The organism is Kitasatospora sp. NPDC005856, from assembly GCF_040629945.1.
GTDB lineage: Bacteria > Actinomycetota > Actinomycetes > Streptomycetales > Streptomycetaceae > Kitasatospora.
This window is the reverse complement of record NZ_JBEXWT010000001.1, coordinates 129,817-152,961: the sequence shown is the minus strand read 5'-3', so window position 1 is coordinate 152,961 and position 23,145 is coordinate 129,817. Positions and strand designations below refer to the sequence as shown.

The following is a 23,145-nucleotide window of genomic DNA, read 5'->3' as shown; positions in this document are numbered from 1 at the left end:
ATCAGGCCTCCAGTGCCGAGCGGAGGTCCCACAGGGTGCGCCAGGTGGCGGCGCCCTGTTCGGCGCGGCGGCGGACCGGGCCGTCCCAGTAGCCGAGCAGCCGGGCCGCGTCGGCCGGCTCGTCCTTGCGGACCACGCCGAGGAGCTGGCCGGGCAGCCGGCCGAGCAGGTCCCCGCCGTCGGGCAGGTAGGCGGCGCTGACGCCGAGCGAGGTGGCGACGGAGACCGCCTCGGCGGTGCTCATCACGGTGGAGGGGCGTTCGACCTCCCAGCCCTCGGTGGAGCGGCCGGTGCGCAGGTCTCGGAAGGCGGTGACCAGGGCTTCCAGCACGGCGTCGTCCACCGCGTAGGCGGCGCCGGCCCGGGCCACGGCGGCGGTGGACTGGCGGCGGACCAGGTCGACCTCGGCGGCGAGGTTGCCGATCGGGCCGACCGTCTCGAAGTTGAACCGCCGCTTGAGCGCGGCGGACATCTCGCTGACGCCCTTGTCCCGCAGGTTGGCGGTGGCGATCAGGGTGAAGCCGGCCGCGGCGTGCAGCTGCCCGTCGGGGGTGCCGGCCAGCTCGGGGACGGCGATGCGCCGCTCCGAGAGCAGCGAGACCAGGGCGTCCTGCACCTCGGGCAGGCAGCGGGTGACCTCCTCGACCCGGGCGACCGCGCCGCCGGTCATCGCGGTGAGCACCGGCGAGGGGACGAGGGCCTCGCGGCTGGGCCCCTTGGCGAGCAGCAGGGCGTAGTTCCAGCCGTACTTGAGCTGGTCCTCGGTGGTGCCGGCGGTGCCCTGGACGGTGAGCGCGCTGGTGCCGCAGACAGCGGCGGCGAGGAGTTCGGAGAGCATGGACTTGGCGGTGCCGGGCTCGCCGACGAGCAGCAGGCCGCGCTCTCCGGCGAGGGTGACGACGCAGCGCTCGACCAGGGCGCGCTCGCCGACGAACTTCGGCTCGATGACCAGGCCCTTGCGCCCCGCCTTGAGCTTCTCGCCGCCGCTGCCCATCACGAAGGTGACCACGGCTCGCGGGGTCAGGCGCCAGCCTGGCGGGCGCGGGCCGCTGTCGTGGGCGGCCAGGAACTCCAGCTCGGCGGCGTACTTCTCCTCGGGCGGGACGGTCTGCCGGTCCGCGGCGGCGACGGTGGTCGTGCCGGGGGTGGTCTCGGTGGCGGTCATCGGCGGGCCTTCCTGCGCTTGCTGGTCTGGAGCTCTTCGTAACCGGGGGCGTCGCCGTCGACGGTCCGCTGCCAGGCCCGGGCGAACAGCTCGGGGACGGGCAGGGTGACCAGCGCGGGCCGGTGGGTGGGCAGTTCGTACAGGGCGGCCTTCCAGGTCTCGGCCGGCAGGCCGGGCGACTTGGCCTCCTGCCAGCCGCCGGGCACGAAGAGGCCGCGGCCGGCCCGGGAGCGCTTGGCCTCCAGCACCAGGCCGGTGGCGGCGAGTTCGGCGCGGGCCTTCTTCAGCCGGGCGGGCTTCCAGCCCGTCCAGCGGGCCGTGTTGCGGTCGGTCGGGTCGGGCAGGGCGAGCAGTTGGAGGTAGAGCGTGGCCGCGTCCTCGCCCAGGCCGTGGGTGCGGGACACCTCGGCGACCAGCTCGGGAACGGACAGCTGCGGGTTCTGCAGCCAGGCCGGGCCCTCGCCGGCGGGCGGCACCGCAGCGGCGGAGGCGGCCAGTCGTTCCGGCTCGCCGCGCAGCACGGCCTCGATGGCCCGCCGCTCGGCCGGGTACCAGTAGTTTCCGGAGAGCCCTTCGAGGAGCTCGAGCAGCGGGTCGTCGGGCCCGGTGAGGGCGGCCGGGCGCAGCCAGACCCGCTCCGTCTCCTCGTGGTACGGCGTCAGGACGAGTGCCGGTCCGCAGCGGACCAGGCCGTCCCGGTCGGCGCCGCCCTCGGCGGGCAGGCCGAAGTGGGTGCGCAGGACGGCGGACAGCGAGGTGCCCTTCGGGGTGCGCACCAGGTCGAGGTCGAGCAGCAGCTCCGGGTCGGCCAGGCGGTCGCGCAGCGCTTCGGCGGCGGTGGGCAGCAGCGGGCGCAGCGGACTGTCGGCGGGCAGGTGGTAGGCGAGCCAGCGCAGCGCTGAGATGGTGGAGCTCAGCACACCCCGCTCGGGGACGGCGGACTCGTCCTCGGGGGCCAGCCGCGGGCCGGCTCCGCCCGCGTCGATGAACCGGAAGCCGGTGCGGCCGGTCAGCCACGGGGTGCGGGCGGGGTTGAGCACCGCTTCGACGGTGTCGATGGACACCCCCTGGATGGTGCCCAGGACCTCCTCGGGGAGGGTGACCAGCCGTCCGAAGCGCCTGATCCACGCCTCGGCTCCGGCGGCGACGTCCGGCCCCTCGGTCCACAGCGTCTTCGGGTCAGCGGGCAGCAGGGCGCCCCAGACGGCGGCGAGGCCGTCGTGGTCGTGCTGGCGCAGCCACTGCCTGGCGGCCTTGAACTCGGCCTTCTTGATGTCGAGTTCGGCGGGAACGGCGACGTCCGACCAGTACAGCAGACCGGACGGCGGGCTGAGCAGCAGGGCGGAGCGGGCGGTGCCGATGCCGGTGAGCCCGCTGAAGGCCTCGGCCCTGGCCCGGTCGTACGGGACGGCGCCGCGCAGGGCGGCGACCCGCCAGAACTTGGCGACCCAGGCGGCGTCGACCAGCTCCCCGGTGCCGCGCTCCTCGACCGTGGAGAAGTGCGCGACCGGCCCGAACTCCCCGCTCGGGTCGTGGTCGACGGCGAGCCAGTGCACGATGCCGTCGGTGTACTGCCGCAGGTGGCCGAGGATGACGACGGTGCGCCCGCCGTGCCGCAGCACTTCGCCCTGGCGCTGGGCGACCGCTCGGCCGTGGGTGGCGTTCACGGCGACCGGGGCCTGCTCGGCGAGGACGATCTCGCGCAGGGTGGTGCCACGGTCGGCCAGCGGGCCCTTGGTCAGCTCGCCGAGCAGCAGGACCAGTGAGGAGCGGTGGGCGGGCTCGGTGAACGGCGAGGCCGCCGCGTGGGCCAGCGCGTGGACCCGGCCGAGCAGGTGCAGCCAGCCGTGGCTCACATCGCCGTGGCGCAGGGCGACGGTGGCCGGGCTGCTCCAGCCCTCGCCGTCGGCGGCGGGCGGGGCGGCCAGCACCCCGGTGACGGCACGCAGGTTGTTGAGCACCCACCAGTGCTCGGCGGAGCCCCAGTTGTTGCCGAAGCCACCGATCTCGGGCAGCACGGCACGCACGGCGTCGCGCAGTTCGTGGTCGCGCCCGTGCTCGGGCTGCCACTCGGTGTCCTGCTCCTTGCCCGGGCGCTCGGCCTCCGGCTGCGGGGCGAACCGGGCGATCCGGTCCAGCAGGTCGGCGGCGAGGCGGGCGAGGCCGGCGACGCCGGCGAGCAGCCGCTGGTCCGCGATGCCGGGCAGGATCGCGCCGACCTCCGGAACGGGCAGGGTGCGCGGGGTGCGCCGGGCGAGCGGACGGCGCACGCCCTGGACGGTGAGCCAGCACCGCTCGTCCTCGGGGACCGGCTCGGTGTCGGCCGGCCAGGCGGCATCGATCAGCCGGGCGGCCTGCTCGGCGGTGACGCCGCGCAGCACCGTGGAGCCGGCCTCGTCACGCGGGCGCAGGGCGTGCCAGTGCGGGAACGGCGGGACGAGCGGGGTGCCGGCGGCGGAGAGCTCGCCGGCGCGGCAGGGGCGCAGGTCGACGGTGCGGTCGGCGCGGCCGGTGAGGTCGGGCAGGTTGAGCGAGAAGTGCTCGCCGGAGGTGTGGCTGACCACCGGGGCGGCCGCGCCCGGCAGGGCGAGCCGGCCGACCGGGACGGTGTCCGACCGGTATCCGCTCAGCGGCAGCACGATGCGCCGGCCGTCGGCCGTGAAGGTGGTGACGGCCTTGTGGGGCTCGACCCTGGTCCAGCTGCCGAGCACGGTGCCGTCGGTGCCGAGCGGGGTCCGCTCCAGGCCGGGCTGCAGCGGCAGCAGCCAGGTGCTCTTCCGGACGAGCCGGCCGGCCTGGGCGGTGGCGGCGATCACCGGCGGTTCGGCGGCGCGGCCCAGGGCGCCGGTGGCCGGATCGAGTTCGCGCAGGACGGCCTCGCCGTCGGAGGCGTGACGCACCGTCCAGTAGCCGGTGCCGTCGCCGAGGACGGGGTGCTCGTCGGGCATCCGGGTGTCGCCGGCGTGCAGCGGGCGCTCGCCGGTGGTGCGGCCGCCGCCGGGCAGCTGGAGGGAAGGCGGCTCCGGGTCCCGATCGCGGTAGTAGTACCCGACGAGGGTCTCGCCCTCCAGCTCGAACTGCTCGTCCGGGCGGCTGGACCAGTAGGCGAGCTGTTTGCCGTCCTGGGGCCAGACGACCAGCAGTTCACCGTCGACGAAGCGCAGCCTGACCTGGTTCCGGTCGTTCGACGGCCGCTCGGGCAGGCGCAGGGTGTGCTCCAGCACGATGCCCTCGGGGCCGACCACGACGGCCCGGTCGAGGCGGGTGAGGAGCAGGTTCGGCCAGGCGTCCTCGATGACCAGGCCGCTCAGGCCCGCGCCACCCAGGCTGGGGACGGGGTGCTGCGGGGTGTCCTCGGCGGGCGGGTCGGCGATCTTGCCGAGTGCCTCCTCCAGGGCGGGCCAGCCGAGTTCGTCCAGGATGCCGGCTCGGAGGGCGTCGGTGAGCAACGCGGCGACGTCGAGGGCGGCGACCCGGTCGGCGACGGCCGGCGCGACCGTCCGGACGGCGGTGCGGTGCTGGCCGAACGCGCGGACCAGGTCGGCGACGGCGGCCAGGCCGCGGGCGGCGAACAGCTCCTCGGCGCGCTCCTCGGCCCATTCGGCGAACAGCTCGTTCAGCAGCGGCAGGGCGGGCACCTCGCGCTCGGCGGCCGTCTTCCAGGCGGCCGGGGCGGCTCGGCGCAGCAGCGGCCGGTAGCGCTCGTCGGCGCCGACGGCGGCGAGGGCGGGACTGTCCGGGCCGCACTCCGAGACCCAGTCGTGCAGCTCGATGCCGAGGCCGTCCGGCGGACCGGCCACCGGCACGCCCGCGGTGAGCAGCAGGTCCAGCAGGTCGATCCTGGTCCGGCTGGCGCGGATGCCCGTGTGGAGGTCCACCGGGACGGCGTCGGCCTTGAGCCGCTCGACCATCCGGCCGGCCAGCGCGAGGGTGTCCGGGCAGCTGGGCCGGCTGCGCCAGCCTCGGCCGATGTGGTTGCACCAGCGCTGGAGCCAGGCGGCGGCGGGCTCGGCGCCCTCGGCGCGGGGCCCGGTGAGCAGTTCCTCGGCGCCGGTCTCGGCGAGGACCGCCAGCCAGGCGGTGTCGTGCGGGGCCGGCTCGGAGGAGGCCGGGTCGGGCATCAGCTCCAGCAGGCGGGTGCGCACGGCCGCATCGCCGCGGCCGAGCTCGACCAGCGCGCCGTGCCAGGACTTCCAGAACGCGACGGGTGCCCGGTTGACCGCCGGGGAGTCCAGCAGTTCGGCGAGCAGCGCCTGCTCGTGCTCGGCGCGGTCCAGTCCGGCGGCCCTGGTCAGGGCGCGGGCGTCCTCCGCGACCCCGGCGTACGGGGCCATGCCGGCCGCCGAGCGCTCGGTGCACAGCTGGCGGAAGCGCTGCCAGGCGGTCAGCGGGTCGAGCCGCTGGGCGAGCTCCTTGACGTACTGGCGCAGGGACTTCACGGTGAGCGCGCCGGCCAGGGCGAACTCCAGGAAGACGGCGCGCAGCCGCTCCTCGTCCACCGTCAGGCCGTACGTGCGCTCGGCCTCGCGGGCCTTGCCGAACCAGGCGGCGGCGTACGTCCGGTTCTCGTGGCGGAGGAAGATCCGGCCGACCTCCTCGCAGAAGGTGGGCAGGAAGTGCGGGACGGCCCGGCCGAGGCGGACGGCCAGCTCGTCGAAACCGTCCTTGGCGGCGCCGGGCTTGGAGGCGGCCTGGCGGGCGAGCCGCTCCAGCTCCTTGACCAGGGCGAGCGCGTGGTGGCCGTTGGCCGGGTCGTGAACCAGCGCCCAGGCGGGGAAGCCGAGCGCCTCCTGGCGGACCTGGCCGACCTCGGCGGACGCGGCCTCCGGCTCCAGGCCGAGGAAGTCGAGGGCGAGGTCCTCGGCGGGGCCGAGCGCGCCGGGGACGAGCCGGACGATCCGGCGCCCGTCGAGCGCGGGATGGGTGTAGCCGCGGGCGGTGAGCACGTCGGCGGCGCTGTCGGGGCGGCCGGCGTCGGGCAGCGTGCCGGCCGGGAGTACGGCTCCGGCGTCGAGCAGCTCCTCGGGCGAGGCGGCCCGGTGGGTGGCGGCGGTGACGGTCATGCGGCTTCCTCTCCCTGGATCGTGCGGCCGGCGTACAGGGCGGCGGCCATCCGCATGCCCTCGGACCAGGCGACCGGTCCGACCTCGGTGAGCGGCAGGGCACGGCCGTCGGGGCCGGCCCAGCTGAGCGCGCCCGTCTCGCACTCGGCGTACTCGTAGTACTCGCCGGCCCAGACCCGGGCCTCGACGGTGCGGCCACCCTCGGTGACGGGCTGGACGGCGAACCCGCCGCGGACCCGGCAGCCGAGCCGGGTGGAGCGCCCGAGCAGCTCGCGCAGCTCCCGGTAGCGGCCGCCGGCGTAGGTGGTGACCTCGGTGCCGGCCGGCGGCTCCGCGGGCCGGTGCCAGACCTCGCGGTAGAGCTGCTGGACGCGCTGGGAGACGCCGAGCTCGACGGCGAACTCGCGCAGCTCGTCGAGGTCCTGGAGCAGGACGGGGTGCGGTATCAGCACCTCGCCGTCGGTGAGGCGCACGGTGTCGCCGTCCAGGTCGACCAGGCCGAGGCCGCGCTCGGCGTCGGCGCCGCGCAGGAAGCCGGCCACGGAACCGTCCACGGCGGTGACCACGAGGTCCTTCAGGACGCCCTGCCAGGCCTCGTCCGGCCACACGGCGGCGAGCACGGCGGCGGGCACCGGCAGCGAGCGGACCATCCAGCGCTCGACGTCCTCCAGGCAGCCGCGCTCGTGCGCGGCCAGCCACTCGGCGAGCTGCTTCAGCTGGATGACCACCCGGTCGTCACCGAGCTTCGACGGCAGGGTCTTGAGGTCGCGCCCCGCCGCGTTGCGGCACACCACCCTGCCCTCCCCGTCGAGTGCGACGCGGTACCCTCCCGCGTCCGTCTCCACCCATGCCACGGCCGTACTCCTCCCACCGGAAACACCTGTCGATCGCCTGCTGACCAGCGATGCGAGGAACGTAGCGAGGGGCACTGACAAGACGACGGGCGGGGTGAACTCGAGCCCTGACATGGCGAATTCAAACCACTCGAACGAGTGATCGAAGAGATGAAAAAACGGGGCGGCCGCTCGAAAGCGGCCACCCCGTCAGACCGAAGGCGCCCGGGGCACGATCACCGGCGCGCCGTCACCCGGCGCCGCGAGCACATGGCTGTCGATGTCGTACAGCGCCCGCACCAGCGGCGCGTCCACCACCTCACGCGGTGGCCCGCAGGCCACCACCGCGCCGTCCCGCAGCGCGACCAGCAGGTCCGCGTAGCGGGCGGCCGCCGCGAGGTCGTGCAGCACCATCACCACCGTCCGCCCGCCGGCCGCGACCCGCCGGACCAGCTCCAGCACCTCCACCGCGTGTCCCAGGTCGAGCGCGCTGGTCGGCTCGTCGAGCAGGACCACCGGGGTGTCCTGGGCCAGCACCATGGCGAGCCAGCAGCGCTGGCGCTGGCCGCCGGAGAGCCGGTCGAGCCGGCGGTCGGCGAGGTCCTCCACGCCGGTGGCGCGCAGGGCCTCGGCGGTCAGCCGCTCGTCCTGCGCCGACCACTGGCGGAACAACCCCTGGTGCGGGTGGCGGCCGTAGCGGACCAGTCCGGAGACGGTGACCGCCTCCGGGGCCTGGGGGCTCTGCGGCAGCAGCGCGACCCGGTGGGCCGCGCGGCGCGGGCGCAGCCGCCACACGTCCTCGCCGCCGACCAGCACCCGACCGCCGTCCGGACGGTGCAGTCTCGCGACGGACCGCAGCAGGGTGGACTTCCCGCAGCCGTTCGGACCGACCACCGCCACCACCCGTCCGGCCGGAACGGTGAGGTCGACGCCGCCGAGCACCGGGCGCCCGGGCCCGTAGCCGGCACTGAGCCCTTGGATCGTCAACTCCATGGCAGATCCCCCTGGTTCGACGCGCGCTCAGTTGCCGCCGAGGGCCTTGCCGATGTCGCCGATGACGACGTCGGCGGCGAGCGGGCCGCCCCGGGTGGACCAGACCGAGCCGTCCACGGTGACGGCGTGGTCGTTCTTCACCGCGCCCAGCTCCTGGTAGGCGGGCTTGGACTGGACGTCCTTGAGCGCGGCCCTGCCGTCGTCGGTCAGGGTGGACAGGAACAGCCAGTCGCCGTCGATCTCGTTGAGCTTCTCCAGGCTGAGCGCCGGGCTGTGCGCGTTGCCGTCCTTGTCCTGCGCGGCCGGGCGGGTCAGGCCCATGTCCAGGGCGACACCGCCGGCGAACTGCTTCTTCTCCATCCAGCTCGGGCCGGTGGGGTTCCAGCGCACGATGGAGACGGCGGCCCCCTTGTTCTTCGTGAGCTCGCCACCCGCCTTGGCGGCCTTGGCCTCGTAGTCGCCGATCACCTTGTTCGCCTGGTCGAGCTTGTTGACGGCGTTGCCGATGCCGCGGAAGGCGAGCTTCCAGTCATCGGTGGGTGCCATGGTGACCAGCGTGGCGGGGGTGATCTCGCGCAGCTGCTTGAGCACCTGCTCGTCCTGCATGTCGCCGGCCAGGATCAGGTCGGGCTTGGCGGCGATCACCTTGTCCATCACGGGCTGGAGCAGGTTCCCGACCACCGGGACGCCCTGCACCTTGTCCTTGAGGTACGCGGGCGGCTCGGCCAGCCCCTGACCGTTGGTGATGCCGACCGGCTTGACGCCCAGGGCGAGCACGGCGTCCAGGTCCTCCTGGGTGAGGGTGACGATCCGCTGGGGCTCGGCGGGGACCTCGACGGCCTTGCCGGTGGCGTCCTTGACGGTCCGCTTGCCACCGTTGCCAGCGCCGCCGTTGCCACCGCCCGCCGCGTCCGCCGCCGGGGAGGCGGCGGCGGAGCCCGAGGACGAGGAGCCGGAGGAACCGCAACCGGTGAGCAGGAGCGCGGCCGCCCCGGTGACGGCCAGCGCCTGGGCCGCACGGCGGCGGACGGGGCTGAGCGGGCGACGGGCGAACGGCATGGGTGCCTCCGGGCAACGGTGGTACGGGAGTTGAGCGGCGTCCGGGAAGCCGGGCGGGACGGGGGTGCCCCGCGGGACGGGCTCGGTCATTAGGTTAGCCTTACCTTATGACATTGTCGCAAGTCGGCGTCCCCGCGGCGCCCCCCGCCACCGCGCCGGACTCGCCGCCACCGGGCCGGCGGAGCCGTCGGCCCGAGGGGGCCCGCCCCACCTGGCCGGCCGTCACCGCGACGGTGCTTCTCCTGCTCGCCCTGGCCGCGCTCTCGCTGTCGGTCGGCGCCGGCGAGGTCGGCCCCGGGCAGGTGCTGGACTACCTGCTGAACCACGACGGCGCCCGCGCCGACGGCCGGCTCGCCCTGGTCGTCGGCGACCTGCGGCTACCCCGCACCCTCACCGCCCTGCTGGTCGGTGCCGCGCTCGGCGTCGCCGGGGCACAACTGCAGTCCGTCACCCGCAACCCGCTGGCCGAGACCGGCCTGCTCGGCGTCAACGCCGGCGCCTCGCTGGGCGTCGTGTTCGGCATCGCCGTCCTCGGCGTGCAGACCTCCTTCGGCTACCTCGCTCTCGCCTTCGGCGGTGCGGTGCTCGCCAGCACGGTGGTGCTGCTGGTCGCCAGCACCCGGGGCGGCGGATCGCCGATGCGACTGGTGCTCGCCGGCTCCGCCGTCGCGGCGATCTTCCGCGGGCTCACCGACGTGCTCATCGTCAACTCCCCCGAGGCCTACGAGCGGTACCGGGTGTGGGTGCTCGGCTCGCTGGCCGGGGTGGAGGGCTGGACGACGCTGCGCCAGCTCGCCCCGGTACTCGGCGCCGGCTTCCTGCTCGCCGCCCTCACCACCCGCCCGCTGACCGCCCTCGCCCTCGGTGACGACCTCGCCCGCGGCCTCGGCCACCGCCCCGGCGCCACCCGGGCCGCCGTCGCCGTCGCCGTCACCCTGCTGACCGCCTCGGCCGTCGCGCTGGCCGGACCGGTCGCGTTCCTCGGGCTGCTCGCCGGCTTCCTCGCCCGCACCGTCGCGGGCCCCCGGATCGGCCGACTCACCCTGCTCGCCGCACTGTTCGGCGCCGTCGTCCTGACCGCAGCGGACGTGCTCGCCCGGGTGGTGGCCCGGCCCTTCGAGGCGCCCGTGTCGGTGATCGTCGCGCTGATCGGGGCCCCGGCGCTGATCGCGATCGTCCGTTCCCGGCGCTCCGCCGCCCTGGCCATGGCCGACCCCGCCGAGTCGGCGCCGGCCGCGCGAAGCGGCGAACCCGCCCCTCCCAGAGCGGACTTGACCCTGCGATACGGTGCGTGGTCGCTGCTGCTGCCACACCGGGCACTCCTGACCTCACTCGGTCTGGCCGCCGCACTGCTGGCCGCCGTGGTGGTCTCGGCGCACGCCGGGCAGAGCGAACTCGACCTCGCCCGCACCTTCCAGGCCGTATTCGGGTACGGCGACCGGCTGGACGTGCTGCTGGTGCAGAAGTTCCGGCTCGGCAGGATCGTCGCCGGGCTCGCCGCCGGGGCCGCCCTCGGCCTGGCCGGCTGCCTCACCCAGACCCTCGCCCGCAACCGCCTGGCCACCCCCGAACTCCTCGGCGTCAACGACGGCGCGACGGCCGCCGTACTGATCTCCGCCAGCACCGCGGGCACCTTCGGCGCCTGGTGGGCCGGACCGCTCGGCGCACTGGTCGCCGTCCTGGTCGTCACCCTCGCCTCCGGCGGGCTCGGCGCCCGCGGCTACCGGGTGCTGGTGGTCGGACTCGCCATGTCGGCGCTCGCCTCCGCGGTCATCCAGGTCGCGATGGCCCGCCGCTCGCTCAACTCGGCGGGCTCGCTGTACATCTGGACCAACGGCAGCCTCAACGGACGGGACCTCGCCATCGCCACCCCCGTGCTGATCGGGCTGGCCGTGCTGGTGCCGCTCGCGCTGGCGGTGGCCCGGCGGCTGGCGGTGCTGCGCTTCGACGACAGCGTCGCCTCCGCCCTGGGCGTCGACCCGGGCCGGGTCCGGCTCGCCTGCCTGCTGCTGGCCGTCGCGCTGGCCGGACTGGCCGTCGGTGTCTGCGGACCGGTCGGCTTCGTGGCACTGGCCGCGCCGGTGATCGCCGGGCGCCTGGCCGGGCCCGCACGGGTGCCGGTGCTCGGCTCGGCGCTGACCGGCGCCCTGCTCGTCGTGCTCGCCGACACCCTGGGACGGGTGCTGTTCGCCGGGGTGGAGATCCCCGTCGGCATCGTCACCACCGTCCTCGGCGGCCCCTTCCTGCTCTGGGTGCTGCTCGGCCGCAAGGGCAGCCCCGCGTGACCACTCCTGGAGACCCCGCGATGGAAACCCCTCTCGTCATAGCCCCCGACCCCGACGATCCCGCCTACCGCCTGGTCACCTTCACCCACCGGGACGGGGACTGCGACGGCGTGCTCGCCCTGCTCCACACCGTCACCGACAAGGACCGCCACGCCGGGGACCTGACACCTCATCTGATGAACCGTCAGGACAGTGGCACATGGTCGATCACCTACCGGCTGCGCGAGGACCACCGCGCCTCCTACCAGCTGTACCCGTTCCGAGGCGAGGTCCCCGGCACCACCCGCCCCGACTGGCTGCGCGTCCTCGACCGGGCCCGACCCGACCCGTACGACACCGAGCCCCGACTGCCCGCCCGCGACGGCCGCCACCCGTCCTCGGTGCTCAGCCTGCCCGCCGCGCCCGCGCAGCCGTACGTGCGGCGGCGCGACGGCGTGCCGCGCGGGCGCACGCTCGCCCGCACGGTGGCCGGGCAGCGGGTGGACGTCCACCTCCCGGCGGGACACAGGGCGGACGGCGGCCCGTACCCGGTCGCGGTGTTGCTGGACGGGGAGATGTGGGGCGAGGTGCTGTCCGTCGGCGACACCCTCGACAACCTGACGGCGGACGGCGTGATCCCGCCGACCGTCACCCTGCTCGTACACACCATGGGCCCGCAGCGGCCGGACGACCTGAGCTGCAACCCGGCCTTCGTCGACCTCCTCGCCGACCGCCTCCTGCCCTGGGCCGGGGCGGAGTTCGGCGCGACGGCCGACCCCGCCACGACCGTGATCGCGGGCCAGAGCGCCGGCGGACTGACCGCCGCCTACGCCGCCTACCACCGCCCGGACCGTTTCGGCAACGCGCTCTCCCAGTCCGGCTCCTTCTGGTGGCCCGACGAGACCGAGTTCGACGCCGGCAGCGAATGGCTCACCCGCCGCTTCGCCGCCGAGGAACGGCGGCCGGCCCACTTCTGGATCGAGGTCGGCCTCCAGGAGTGGATGCTCCTCGCCCAGAACCGCCACCTGCGCGACGTCCTCACCGCCCGCGGCTACGACCTCGCCTACCGAGAGTTCAACGGCGGCCACGACTACGCCTGCTGGCGCGGCGGCCTGGCGGACGGGCTCGCACACCTGTTGGGGTCACCCGGAGGGATGGTTTCGGACTGATTCGCATACCTCCAGGCCATAGGGCGTCTAGCGTCGAACTTCGCACCGACCGGCCTGGAGGTACCCCTTGAACGCATCCTCGTCCGCCACGCCGCCGCCGATGTCGTGGCGGTACTGCGGCAACCAGATCAAACTCTGGCGGACCCGAGCCGGCATCAGCCGTGAGGACCTGGCCGCCGAGGCCGGGTACGGCATCGAGAGCCTGCGGTCGATGGAGGCGGGGCGGCGGAAGCCGTCGATGCACCTGCTGCAGGTGGCGGACGACATGTGCGACGCGAAGGGGATTCTGGCGGCGGGAGCACAGTTCCTGCTACCCGAGAAGTATCCGTACTTCGCCGAGGAGTACATGCGTTACGAGGCCGAGGCCGTCGTCGTCCATTGGTTCGAAATGCTGCTCGTTCCGGGTCTCCTCCAGACCGAGGAGACCGCTCGGACCCTCCTCAACGCACACTGGCCGCCGCTCGATGACGACACCATCGAGGAGCGTGTTGCGGCGCGGCTCTCACGCCAAACCGTTCTGACGACCCAGACGAAGTCGTTCAACTTCCTGATCGGTGAGGCACCGCTACGGAACCCCCTCAGCACCGGAGAAGCCCACAAACGCCAGCTCCTCCACCTGCTGACCGTCGGCGAAGCACGCCACATCGTCATCCAGGTCGTACCCGATGCGGGAGCGCACCCGGGATTGAACGGCCCCTTCATCCTTCTCGACAGCCAAGAGCACCAGCGGCTGGCGTACGAGGAAGGACAGGCGATGGGCCTGCTCCACTCAGAGCCCGGGAAGGTCAGCCTCCTGAGCCAACGCCATGCAATGATCCTTCAACGAGCCCTCAACCCCGAGGCCTCGGTGGAATTCATCGCCAAGTTGGCGGAGGAGCTATGAGCACCGAACTGGTCTGGTTCAAGTCCAGCCACAGCGGAACCGAGGGCGGCGCCTGCATCGAGGTCGCCCACACCACGGGCACCGTCCATGTCCGCGACTCCAAGGACAAGGCCGGCCCCCAGCTCACCTTCACGGCCGAGGCCTGGGCCGACTTCATCGGCTTGGCCCACGGCACCGCCCTCGGAGCCGGTCAGTCCCGGTAGGGCACCAGCCGCGCCAGGTCCAGCTCGAAGTCGAACGGCGCGGGGATCCGGATCTTCTCGCCGAACTCCCGCTCCGTCCGGGTGTGGTAGCGGTCGCGGTTGGGCTCGGAGAACAGCGTCACCGTCTTCTGTCCCGGGTCCACGATCAGGTAGAGCGGGAAGCCCATCCGCGGGTAGTCGCGGACCTTCCCGCTCCAGTCGTTGTCGGGGTTGGACGGCGAGACGATCTCGACCGCGATCAGTGCCAGTTCGGCCGGGATCTCGCGACCCAGCTCGATGACGTCCTCGGGCAGGTAGGTGAGGTCGGGGTTCCGGACCGAACCGACCTCGGGCGAGGAGAGGTCGCTGTTCCCGGTCGGGAAGTACCCGGCCGGGCAGTGCGCCTCGAACTGGCGTTGGACGATCGCCAGGTTGAGCTGGTGGATCGACGACGGTGGCGCCTGCATGACGATGACGTCGCCGGACAGCTCGACCTTGTAGCCGTCCGGCAGACTGCGACGGGCCTCTTCGAGCAGACGGCACTGCTCAGGGTTCATGCGCTCTCCTCCGGTGCTCCGACCACCGTACGACAGTCGGAGCACCGGAGGCGGCACGGTCCGCTCCGCCGTCAGTCCTCCGGCGGCGGGCCCGGGGCCTCGGCGGGGAGTCGGGTGGCCAGGAGGGCGCCGGCGGCGACCAGGGCGGCGGTGAGCCCGAGGGCGAGGCGGTACGGTCCGACGCTCGTGCCGTCCCCGACCGCGTCGATCAGGGCGGCGGTGGCGGCGATGCCGAGGGCGCCGCCGAGGGTGCGCAGGATGGTGAACAGGCCCATCGCGCGGCCCATGGCGGGGCCGGGTACATCGGCGAAGCCGGCGATCTGGACGGTGAGGACGGCGGTGCCCAGGATCAGGCCGACGGCGAACATCAACACCCGTACCGCCCAGGGATTCTCGGCGAAGCCCAGGGCCGCGAGGACGAGCGCCGCCAGCAGGAGCCCGGGCAGGGCGAGTCGGCGCGGGCCGAGCCGGGGCAGCAGGCGGTCCACCACCTGCGAGGCGGCCATCAGACCGATCGCCTCGGGGAAGACGCTCAGCCCGGCGTCCAGGGCGCTGGCGCCGCGCGCCGCCTGGTAGAGCAGCGGCAGCACGAACAGCGCGCCCATCAGCCCGGCCGAGGTCAGCAGGGCGAGCCAGCTCGCCGCGCCGAAGGTCCGGTCGGCGAGCAGCCGCAGGTCCACCAGCGGTTGCGCCGAGCGCAGTTGGTGCCGCACGGCCGCCCCCAGCAGGGCCAGGCCGAGCAGGCCGCTGAGCGCCACCGCGGGCGAGGTCCAGCCGTGCGCCGGGCCGAAGCCCAGGGCGTAGGTCAGCAGGCCGAGGCCGGGGGTGGCGAGCAGGAAGCCGGTGGTGTCGAAACGGCCGGCCGGGGGCTCCTCGGCACCGCGCAGGCCGATCAGCCCGATGAGCACGGCGGCTGCCCCGATCGGCACGTTGACCAGGAACAGCCAGTGCCAGGAGAGGTGTTCGGTGAGGAAGCCGCCGAGCGGCGGTCCGAGGGCGGGCATCAGCGCGGTCGGGACGATCAGGATGCGGCCGAGGCCCGCCCGCTCGTGCGGGGCGAAGGCCCGGAACAGCAGGGTCATCCCGACCGGCGTGAGCAGCCCGCCGGCCACGCCCTGGACGGCCCGGGCGGCGGACAGCGCGCCCAGGCCGGGTGCCGCCGCGCAGAGCGCGGAGGCGAGGGTGAAGGCGGCGAGCGAGCCGAGGAAGATCCGCTTGACTCCGTACCGGTCACCGAGCCAGCCGGCCACCGGCAACCCGAGGGCGAGGCCGACCAGGAAGGCCGTCTCCACCGCGTTGGCCGCCGAGACGGGCCGGCCGAAGTCCTCGGCGATGCTGAACAGCGCCGGGTTGACGATCGTCGAGTCCAGGCCGTTCATGCACATCGCGGCCGTGTAGACGACCACCACCGCGGCGCGCCCCGCGAGGAGGGGGCGCGCCGGGGTCTCGACCGCCGGAGGGGTCACAGGGTGGTCCAGTGCACGCTGACCCACTCCAGGACGGCCGCTCGCTCACCCGGGCCGTGGGCGATGCCCCAGCCGGCCGGAACTGCGGCGAAGGCGGGCCACAGGGAGTGCTGTCCCTCGGCGTTGACGAGCGCGAGGAACTCGCCGTCGGCGTCGAAGGGGTTGGCGGGGGCGTCACTCATCGGTGGTCTCCAGCATCGGTGATCGAGAGGTGGTGGGCGATCACGCTCGCGATGTGCGCGATCGGGGCGGGCAGGGTCATGTCCTTGTGGGAGCAGGCCACGTCGGTGTTGGCGATCCGGCCGGACACGTACGGCTCCCAGAGTTCGGGCACCAGGGTGTCGTCGATGGTGTCGACGGTGGCGCGGAAGAACAGCACGTCGCCCTCGAAGCGGCGGTGGTCGTAGCCGCGCACCAGGTGGTTGGTGTTGAGGTAGATCTCGTTCAGCGCGGCCACGGTGGCCTCGTCGAGCCCGGCGAGCGGGCTGCCCTCGCGACGCAACAGCGCGGTGACGGCGCCGAGTTCGAGGGACCGTCCGTCGAGGTCCTCGGGCCCGAAGCCGCCCATGGTGAGCAACGCCTCCAGTGCCTCGGCCTGGTCGGGGACGGGCAGCTCGCGGAAGCCCTCGGCCGGGTAGGCGTCCAGGATCGCGAGCAACTCCACGTCCTGGCCAAGCTCCTGGAGCCGGACGGCCACCGCGTGCGCGATGATCCCGCCGGTGGACCAGCCGAGCAGCCGGTACGGGCCCTCGGGCTGGACCTCGCGAAGCCGGTCGGCGTAGTGCGCGGCCAGTTCCTCCAGCGTTGCGGGCAGGGGGAGTCCGGCGGTGGCGGCGCCCACGCCCTGGGCCTGGAGGCCGTAGATCGGCACCTCGCCGGGCAGGTTGCGGATCAGTCCGGTGTAGCACCAGCTGAGGCCGCCGGCCGGGTGGACGGCGAACAGCGGGCGCCGCCGGCCTGGGCCGACGGGCCGCAGCGGGAGCAGCACGTCCAGGGCGTCGGCGCCCGGCGCGCCCGCCGCGAGGGCGGCGTCCAGGGCGGCCACGGTGGACGCCTGGAACAGGGCGCCGATGCCGACCTCCAGTCCGAGCACCTCGCGGATCCGCCCGGCGAGGCGCACGACCAGCAGCGAATGCCCGCCGAGCGCGAAGAAGTCGTCCTCGACGCCGACCGAGGCCACGCCCAGCACCTCGGCGAACAGTTCGCACAGCTGCTGCTCGCGCGGGGTGCGCGGCGGGCGTCCGGGGCCCGCCGTCGGGGCCTCGGGGGCGGGCAGGGCGCGCCGGTCGAGCTTGCCGTTGGCGGTCAGCGGCAGGCGGTCGAGCAGGACGACGGCGGAGGGCACCATGTGGACGGGCAGTTCCGCGGCGGCGTGGGCGCGCACCGCCTCGGGTTCGGCGGTGCCGACCACGTACCCGACCAGCCGCTTGTCCCCCGGCACGTCCTCGCGGACCACCACGGCGGCGTCGGCGACGGCCGGATGGGCGGCCAACACCGCCTCGATCTCGCCGAGTTCGATCCGGAAGCCACGCAGCTTGACCTGCTGGTCGGCGCGGCCGAAGTACTCCAGAACGCCGTCGGTGCGGCGCCGGGCGAGGTCCCCGGATCGGTACATCCGGGTGCCGCGCTCGCCGAACAGCTCGGCGTACGGGTCGGCGACGAAGCGGGTGGCGGTCAACTCGGGGCGGCCGAGGTAGCCGCGGGCCAGTCCCGCCCCGGCCACGTACATCTCGCCGGTGACGCCGGGCGGGACGGGCTGGAGGTGCTGGTCGAGGACGTAGACCCGCAGGTCGGGGATGTTGACGCCGATGGTGCTGCTGCTTCCGGCGGCGGCGCTCGCCCGGTCCAGGGCGATGTACGAGACGTGCACGGTGGTCTCGGTGATGCCGTACATGTTGACCAGCGTGGGGGCGTCCTCGGCGTGCCGGTCGTACCAGTCGTCCAGTCGGGCGAGTTCCAGCGCCTCACCGCCGAACACCACGTAGCGCAGGGCGAGTTCGGAGCCGGGGCGGTCCCGGTCGGCGGCGCTGAGCTGGTAGAAGGCGGAGGGCGTCTGGTTGAGCACGGTGACCCGCTCGCGGGCGAGCAGCTCCAGGAAGGCGGAAGGGTCGCGGCTGACCAGGTGCGGGACGACGACCAGCCGGCCGCCGTGCAGCAGAGCACCCCACAGCTCCCAGACCGAGAAGTCGAAGGCGTAGGAGTGGAACAGCGTCCAGACGTCCTCGGCTCCGAAGCCGAACCAGTGGTCGGTGGAGCCGAACAGCCGGACCACGTTGTGGTGGGTGACGGGCACGCCCTTGGGCCGGCCGGTGGAGCCGGAGGTGTAGATGACGTACGCGGTGTCCTCGGCGCGCAGCGGGCGGGTGCGTTCGTGCTGCTCCAGCGGGGTGGCGGGGAAGGCGGCGGACTCCGGGCCGTCGACCAGGAGTCGGCGCACCTCGTGGGCGGGCAGTCGGGGCGCGGTGGCCCGGTCGGTGAGCAGGGCGGCGGGGGCGGCGTCGGCCAGCATGTAGGCGAGCCGGTCGGCCGGGTAGTCGGGGTCGAGCGGCAGGTACGCGGCACCGGACTTGGCCACCGCCAGCAGGGCGACGACGAGTTCGAGCGAGCGTGGCAGGGCGAGCGCGACGATGGTGCCGGGGCCGATGCCCTCGGCGGCCAGCAGTCGGGCCAGCCGGTCGGCTCGGGCGGCGAGTTCGGTGTAGTCGAGCCGCTCGTCCTGGTAGCCGACCGCGACGGCATGCGGATGGGCGGCGGCGGCCGCCTCGAACAGGTCAGGCAGGGTGGCGAGAGGGACTCCGTTCCCCTCGGCCCGGCCTCCGATCCCCCCGGCCTGGACGCCGCTCCCTTCGGCCGGCGCACCGTTCCACTCGACCAGGGCGCGCCGCCGTCCCTCCTCGCCGATCAGCGGCAGCCGGCCGATCGGGGTGTCGGGGGCGCTCGCGGCGGCGGTGAGCAGCCTGGTCAGACGCTCCCCGAGGGCGGCCACGGTGGCGGCGTCGAACAGGTCGGTGCGGTACTCCAGGAAGCCGCCGATGCCGCCGTCGGGCAGCTCGCCGGCGTTCAGGGTGAGGTCGAACTTGGCCGTACCGCTGGGGATCGCGGCGACGTCGGCGGTGAGGCCGCCGCCCAGGGCGATCCGCTCGTCCGGGCGGCTCTGCCAGGCGAGCATCACCTGGAACAGCGGGTGGCGGGCGAGCGAGCGGGCCGGGTTGAGCTCCTCGACCAGCCGGTCGAAGGGCAACTCGGCGTGCTCGTGCGCGGCGAGCACGGTGGCGCGGACCCGGGCCAGCAGTTCACGGAAGGTGGGGTCGCCGGACGTGTCGGTGCGCAGCACCACCGAGTTGACGAAGTAGCCGACCAGTGCGGCGGTCTCCTCGTCCTCGCGGCCGGCCACCGGGGTGCCGACCGGGATGTCGGTGCCGGCGCCGTGCCGGGTGAGCAGGGCGGCGAGCCCGGCCTGGACGGCCATGAAGACGGTGCTGTCGGCGGCCCGGGCGAGCCCGGCCAGGGCACTGTGCGCCTCCGCGCCGAGCGCGAAGGGCACGGTGGCACCCCGGTGGCCCGCGACGGCCGGGCGGGGGCGGTCGAAGGGCAGCTCCAGCTGGTCGGGCAGCCCGGCGAGCGCGGCGCGCCAGTGCTCCGCCTGCCGGACGGCGAGCGGGCTGGGCGCCTCGGCGGTGCCGAGCCGCTCCCGCTGCCAGGCCGCGTGGTCGGCGAACTGGACGGTGAGCTCCGGCAGTCCGGGTTCCCGTCCGGCGATCCTGGCGGTGTAGGCGGCGGCCAGGTCGCGCAGCAGCGGGGTGGTGGAGGCGCCGTCGCCCGCGATGTGGTGGAGCAGCAGGAGCAGGGTGTGCCGCTCGGGGCCCTCGCCGAACAGCGTGGCGCGCATCGGCGGTTCGGCGGTCAGGTCGAAGGCGTGCCGGACCGCCTCGGCCAACTCGCCGGTGCCGTCGAGCAGTTCCACCGTCGACGGGGAGAGGATGCGCTGGTACGGCGTGCCGTCCACCTCCTCGCCGTAGACGGTGCGCAGGACTTCGTGCCGCGCGACGAGGTCGCCGAGGGCGAGGGTGAGGGCGTGCCGGTCGAGCGGGCCGGTGAGGGTGAGCGCCAGCGGGATGTTGTAGGTGGGGCTGGGGCCTTCGAGGCGGTGCAGGAACCAGAGGCCGCGCTGGGCGGGCGAGAGCGGCATCCGCTCGGTGCGGGGTACCGGCACCGGGACGGACCGGAGTTCTTCGGAACCCGCGCCGGCGCCGACCGTCCCGCCCTCCGTCTCGCCGAACAGGGCCACGAGGCCGGCCGGGGTCGAATGCCGGAACACGTCGGCGAAGCCGACCGGAACGGCGAAGGTGTCGCGCAGCCGGGCCGCCAGGCGGCCGGCGAGCAGCGAGTGGCCGCCGAGGTCGAAGAAGGAGGCGTCCCGGCCGGGCGCCTGCGGCAGGGCGAGGACCTCGGCGAACAGGCCGCAGACCAGCTCCTCCCGGGGCGTGGCCGCCACGGCGCCTTCGGTGGCGACGGCCGGATCGGGCAGGGCGCGGTGGTCGAGCTTGTCGTGTGCGGTGCGCGGCAGTTCGTCCAGCAGCAGGACCGCCGCCGGGACCATGTGCGCGGGCAGCCGGGCGGCGAGCGCGGCGCGCAGCCCGTCCGGGTCGGGGGAGCCGCCGCTCTCCGCGACGGCGTAGCCGAGCAGCCGCTTGCCCTGCGGGCCGGGGCGGGCGATCACCACGGCCTGGGCGACGCCGGGCAGTTCGGCGAGGACGGCGGCGATCTCGCCGGGTTCGATCCGGAAGCCGCGGATCTTCACCTGGTCGTCGGCCCGGCCGAGGAACTCCAGGGTGCCCCCGGCCTCCGGCCGGGAGGACCCCCCTGGGCGGCGCCGGGCGAGGTCGCCGGTGCGGTACATCCGGCTGCCGGGCGGGCCGAACGGGTCGGCGAGGAAACGTTCGGCGGTGAGGTCGGGGCGGCCGAGGTAGCCGCGGGCCAGGCAGGCGCCGGCCACGTACAGCTCGCCGGTGACGCCGTCGGGCACGGGGCGCAGCGAGCCGTCCAGGACGTAGGCGCGGGAGCCGCGCACCACCCGGCCACTCGGGGCGCCGTCCGGGCCCGGGGTCCAGGCGTAGGCGTCGACGGTGGTCTCGGTCGGGCCGTAGAGGTCGACCGGGTGCAGGCCGGGGACGGCGGTCAGTCGCTGCCAGAGGGCGGGCGGGGTGGCCTCGCCGCCGACCACGAGGACGGACGGGCGGTGCCGGCCCTCGTCCAGGATGCCCTCGGCGAGCAGGACTTCGAGGTAGGAGGGGGTGAGGTCGAGGTAGTCGACGCGCTCGCGGTCGAGGTGGGCGGCGAGTGCGGCCGGGTCGCGGTAGGTGACGTCGTCCAGCAGGTGGAGCTCGTGGCCGTGGACCATCCAGAGCACCGGGTCCCAGGAGGCGTCGAAGGCGAACGAGGCGCTGTGGGCGACGCGCAGCCGGTCCCGGCCGGCGCGGCGCAGGGCGGGGGCGATGTGGTCCTCGCCGAGGCCGGCGTGCAGGTTGGCCAGCGAGGCGTGGGTGACGATGACGCCCTTGGGGCGGCCGGTGGAGCCCGAGGTGTGCAGGATGTAGGCGGGCTGGTGGAGTCGCGGGGCGGGCGGGGCGGCTCCGGGCTCGCCGTCGGCCTCGGAGCCGGCCGGTTCCGGGCGGAGGGTGGGCAGGCCGGCGGGCAGGTCGAGTCCGGCGAGGGCCTCGGCGGTGCCGACCGCGCAGACCGGGCGGGCGTCGGCCAGGACGGCGGCCAGGCGCTGCGCGGGGTGGGCGAGGTCGAGCGAGACGCAGGCGCCGCCCGCCTTGAGGACGGCGAGCATCGCGACCAGGGTGTCGGTGCCGCGCGGCAGGGCGATCGCGACCGGCGCCCCGGCCCGCACGCCCAGGGCGGTCAGGCGGTGGGCGAGCCGGTTGGCGGCGGCGTCGAGCTGCCGGTAGGTCAGCGCGGTCGAGCCGGAACGGACGGCGACGGCGTCCGGCGTGCGGGCGGCCTGGGCGGCGAACAGCTCGGGCACGGTCCGCTCGACCGGGGGCTCGGTACGGCCTTCGGTGGCGCGGCGCAGGCCGTCCGGGTCGAGCAGGTCGATCCGGGCGATCGGCGTGCGCGGGTCGGTCAGCAGCAGGTCGGCGAGCGCGTCGAGGTAGCGCAGCAGGCCGTCGCGGTGGGCGGCGAGCGAGGCGGTCCCGTAGCGGGCCGGGTCGGCGTCGATCACCAGGCGCAGCGCGCCCTCCGGACCGGGCGAGACGTTCAGGGCGAGGTCGTCGACCGGGCCGGCGGCGAGGTTGCGGACGGTGCCCGGCAGGCCGCCGAGGTCGAGGTCGCTCTCGAAGGCCTTGATGTTGACCATCGGGCCGAACAGGGCACGGCGGTCGCCGGTGCGGCCGAGGTCGCGGCGCAGCTCCTCCAGCGGGTAGCGCTGGTGGCGGCGGACGGCGCGCAGCTCGCGGACCACGGCGCGCAGCAGGGCCTCGGCGCTGTCGGCGGGGCGGACGGCGAGGCGCAGCGGGAGCACGTTGGCGGCGGCGACGGGGGTGCGCAGGGCGGCGGGGCCGCGGCGGTTGGCGAGCGGCAGACCGAGGACCACGTCCTGGGTGCCGGTCAGGCGGTGCAGGTAGCCGGCCGCGGCGGCGAGGAGCAGCTCGGCCCAGGTGGCGCGGACGGCGCCGGCGGCGCGCTCCAGGCGGTCGCGGGTGCCGGCGGGCAGGTCGGCGGTGAGGCGGATCGTTTCGCCGGGCGCGGCGTCCTGGTCGCCGACGATGGACTCGGGGGCGCCCGGGAGGACGGCGGGGGTGCCCGGGAGGGTGGCCGGGATGCCCGGGGAGGTGGCCGGGATGCCCGGGAGGGTGGCCGGGGTGTCGGCGTCGGCCATCCGCGCGGACCAGTGGGCGCGGTCGGCCTCGTACTCCGCGCTCTCGCGGTACGCGGCCTCCTCGGCGGCGGCCTCGGCGAGCCCGGCGAAGGGGCTCGGGGCGGGTTCGGCGCCGGTGGTGCGGGCGGCGTAGAGGGCGGCGATCCGCTCGCCGAGGAGGGTCAACGCGTAGGCGTCGACGGCGAGGTGGTGGATGCGGCGGTACCAGAGCCGGCGGTCCTCGGCGAGCCGGATCAGCGCGTGGGTGAAGAGCGGGCCCTCGGCGAGGTCGACCGGGCGGGCGAGGTCGGCGCGCATCCAGGCCTCGGCCTCGGCGGCCGGGTCGTCGGCGGCGCGCAGGTCGAGGCGGTGGAGCGGCCAGCGGCGGCCGGTGCGCAGCCGCTGGCGGGGTGTGCCGTCCGGACCGGTGACGACGACGGCGCTGAGCGCCTGCGCCTCGTCCACCGCCTGCCGCAGCGCCTGTTCGAACCGGTCCTCGTCGAGCGGACCGGTGATCTCGACGGCGTCGCCGGTGTTGTAGACCGGGCTCGCGGGGTCGAGGGCCTGGGCGTACCAGATGGCGGCCTGGGCGGCGAGCAGGGGGATGTCGGCGGTCTGGGTGTCGACGGCGGGCATGGGGTGGAGA

General features: G+C 74.9%; 13 protein-coding genes. 4 read left to right on the top strand and 9 right to left on the bottom strand.

Annotated features, from left to right (window positions below):
- Position 1: 1 nt before the first annotated feature.
- The 5 genes from ABZ449_RS00630 to ABZ449_RS00610 form a co-directional block, all read right to left on the bottom strand.
- Positions 2-1,165: an AAA family ATPase gene (locus tag ABZ449_RS00630; protein ID WP_360337756.1), complete on the bottom strand. Its 1,164-nt coding sequence runs from the start codon at positions 1,163-1,165 to the stop codon at positions 2-4.
- Positions 1,162-6,228, bottom strand: coding sequence for a hypothetical protein (locus tag ABZ449_RS00625; RefSeq protein WP_360337753.1), 5,067 nt, complete (start codon positions 6,226-6,228; stop codon positions 1,162-1,164). Before ABZ449_RS00625 ends, ABZ449_RS00630 begins: the two co-directional genes overlap by 4 nt.
- Positions 6,225-7,073, bottom strand: a complete 849-nt coding sequence (locus ABZ449_RS00620; RefSeq protein ID WP_360338752.1) for a DUF4132 domain-containing protein — start codon at positions 7,071-7,073, stop codon at positions 6,225-6,227. Before ABZ449_RS00620 ends, ABZ449_RS00625 begins: the two co-directional genes overlap by 4 nt.
- Before the next feature lie 198 nt (positions 7,074-7,271).
- Complete coding sequence (locus ABZ449_RS00615) at positions 7,272-8,054, bottom strand: ABC transporter ATP-binding protein (protein WP_360337750.1); 783 nt, start codon at positions 8,052-8,054, stop codon at positions 7,272-7,274.
- A 27-nt stretch (positions 8,055-8,081) separates the two neighbouring features.
- Positions 8,082-9,113, bottom strand: coding sequence for an ABC transporter substrate-binding protein (locus tag ABZ449_RS00610; protein WP_360338749.1), 1,032 nt, complete (start codon positions 9,111-9,113; stop codon positions 8,082-8,084).
- Positions 9,114-9,220: 107 nt separating this feature from the next.
- Here ABZ449_RS00610 and fhuB point away from each other — a divergent pair, with 107 nt between their 5' ends.
- The 4 genes from fhuB to ABZ449_RS00590 all read left to right on the top strand — a co-directional run bounded on the left by fhuB (position 9,221) and on the right by ABZ449_RS00590 (position 13,632).
- On the top strand, positions 9,221-11,398 hold the full coding sequence (fhuB, locus tag ABZ449_RS00605; protein ID WP_360337747.1) for a Fe(3+)-hydroxamate ABC transporter permease FhuB: 2,178 nt from the start codon (positions 9,221-9,223) through the stop codon (positions 11,396-11,398).
- Positions 11,399-11,418: 20 nt separating this feature from the next.
- On the top strand, positions 11,419-12,546 hold the full coding sequence (fes, locus tag ABZ449_RS00600; protein ID WP_360337744.1) for an enterochelin esterase: 1,128 nt from the start codon (positions 11,419-11,421) through the stop codon (positions 12,544-12,546).
- Positions 12,547-12,613: 67 nt separating this feature from the next.
- Positions 12,614-13,429 carry a helix-turn-helix transcriptional regulator gene (locus tag ABZ449_RS00595; protein WP_360337741.1) on the top strand — a complete coding sequence of 272 codons (816 nt, stop codon included), beginning with the start codon at positions 12,614-12,616 and terminating at the stop codon, positions 13,427-13,429.
- The gene (locus tag ABZ449_RS00590) at positions 13,426-13,632 is read left to right on the top strand and encodes a DUF397 domain-containing protein (RefSeq protein WP_360337738.1); all 207 of its coding nucleotides are present in this window, start codon (positions 13,426-13,428) and stop codon (positions 13,630-13,632) included. The genes ABZ449_RS00595 and ABZ449_RS00590 overlap by 4 nt, the downstream gene beginning before the upstream one ends.
- Here ABZ449_RS00590 and ABZ449_RS00585 read toward each other — a convergent pair.
- The 4 genes from ABZ449_RS00585 to ABZ449_RS00570 all read right to left on the bottom strand — a co-directional run bounded on the left by ABZ449_RS00585 (position 13,620) and on the right by ABZ449_RS00570 (position 23,135).
- Positions 13,620-14,168 carry a Uma2 family endonuclease gene (locus ABZ449_RS00585; RefSeq protein WP_360337735.1) on the bottom strand — a complete coding sequence of 183 codons (549 nt, stop codon included), beginning with the start codon at positions 14,166-14,168 and terminating at the stop codon, positions 13,620-13,622. The genes ABZ449_RS00590 and ABZ449_RS00585 overlap by 13 nt on opposite strands.
- A gap of 71 nt (positions 14,169-14,239) precedes the next feature.
- Complete coding sequence (locus tag ABZ449_RS00580; RefSeq protein ID WP_360337732.1) at positions 14,240-15,634, bottom strand: DHA2 family efflux MFS transporter permease subunit; 1,395 nt, start codon at positions 15,632-15,634, stop codon at positions 14,240-14,242.
- Positions 15,631-15,816, bottom strand: a complete 186-nt coding sequence (locus ABZ449_RS00575; protein ID WP_360337729.1) for an MbtH family protein — start codon at positions 15,814-15,816, stop codon at positions 15,631-15,633. The genes ABZ449_RS00580 and ABZ449_RS00575 overlap by 4 nt, the downstream gene beginning before the upstream one ends.
- Positions 15,813-23,135 carry an amino acid adenylation domain-containing protein gene (locus ABZ449_RS00570; protein WP_360337726.1) on the bottom strand — a complete coding sequence of 2,441 codons (7,323 nt, stop codon included), beginning with the start codon at positions 23,133-23,135 and terminating at the stop codon, positions 15,813-15,815. The genes ABZ449_RS00575 and ABZ449_RS00570 overlap by 4 nt, the downstream gene beginning before the upstream one ends.
- Positions 23,136-23,145 lie beyond the last annotated feature (10 nt).

Coding starts and splice junctions, on each gene's coding strand:
- ABZ449_RS00630 (WP_360337756.1), bottom strand. CDS start 1,165: ATGACCGCCACCGAGACCACCCCCGGCACGACCACCGTCGCCGCCGCG.
- ABZ449_RS00625 (WP_360337753.1), bottom strand. CDS start 6,228: ATGACCGTCACCGCCGCCACCCACCGGGCCGCCTCGCCCGAGGAGCTG.
- ABZ449_RS00615 (WP_360337750.1), bottom strand. CDS start 8,054: ATGGAGTTGACGATCCAAGGGCTCAGTGCCGGCTACGGGCCCGGGCGC.
- ABZ449_RS00610 (WP_360338749.1), bottom strand. CDS start 9,113: ATGCCGTTCGCCCGTCGCCCGCTCAGCCCCGTCCGCCGCCGTGCGGCC.
- fhuB (WP_360337747.1), top strand. CDS start 9,221: ATGACATTGTCGCAAGTCGGCGTCCCCGCGGCGCCCCCCGCCACCGCG.
- fes (WP_360337744.1), top strand. CDS start 11,419: ATGGAAACCCCTCTCGTCATAGCCCCCGACCCCGACGATCCCGCCTAC.
- ABZ449_RS00590 (WP_360337738.1), top strand. CDS start 13,426: ATGAGCACCGAACTGGTCTGGTTCAAGTCCAGCCACAGCGGAACCGAG.
- ABZ449_RS00585 (WP_360337735.1), bottom strand. CDS start 14,168: ATGAACCCTGAGCAGTGCCGTCTGCTCGAAGAGGCCCGTCGCAGTCTG.
- ABZ449_RS00575 (WP_360337729.1), bottom strand. CDS start 15,816: ATGAGTGACGCCCCCGCCAACCCCTTCGACGCCGACGGCGAGTTCCTC.
- ABZ449_RS00570 (WP_360337726.1), bottom strand. CDS start 23,135: ATGCCCGCCGTCGACACCCAGACCGCCGACATCCCCCTGCTCGCCGCC.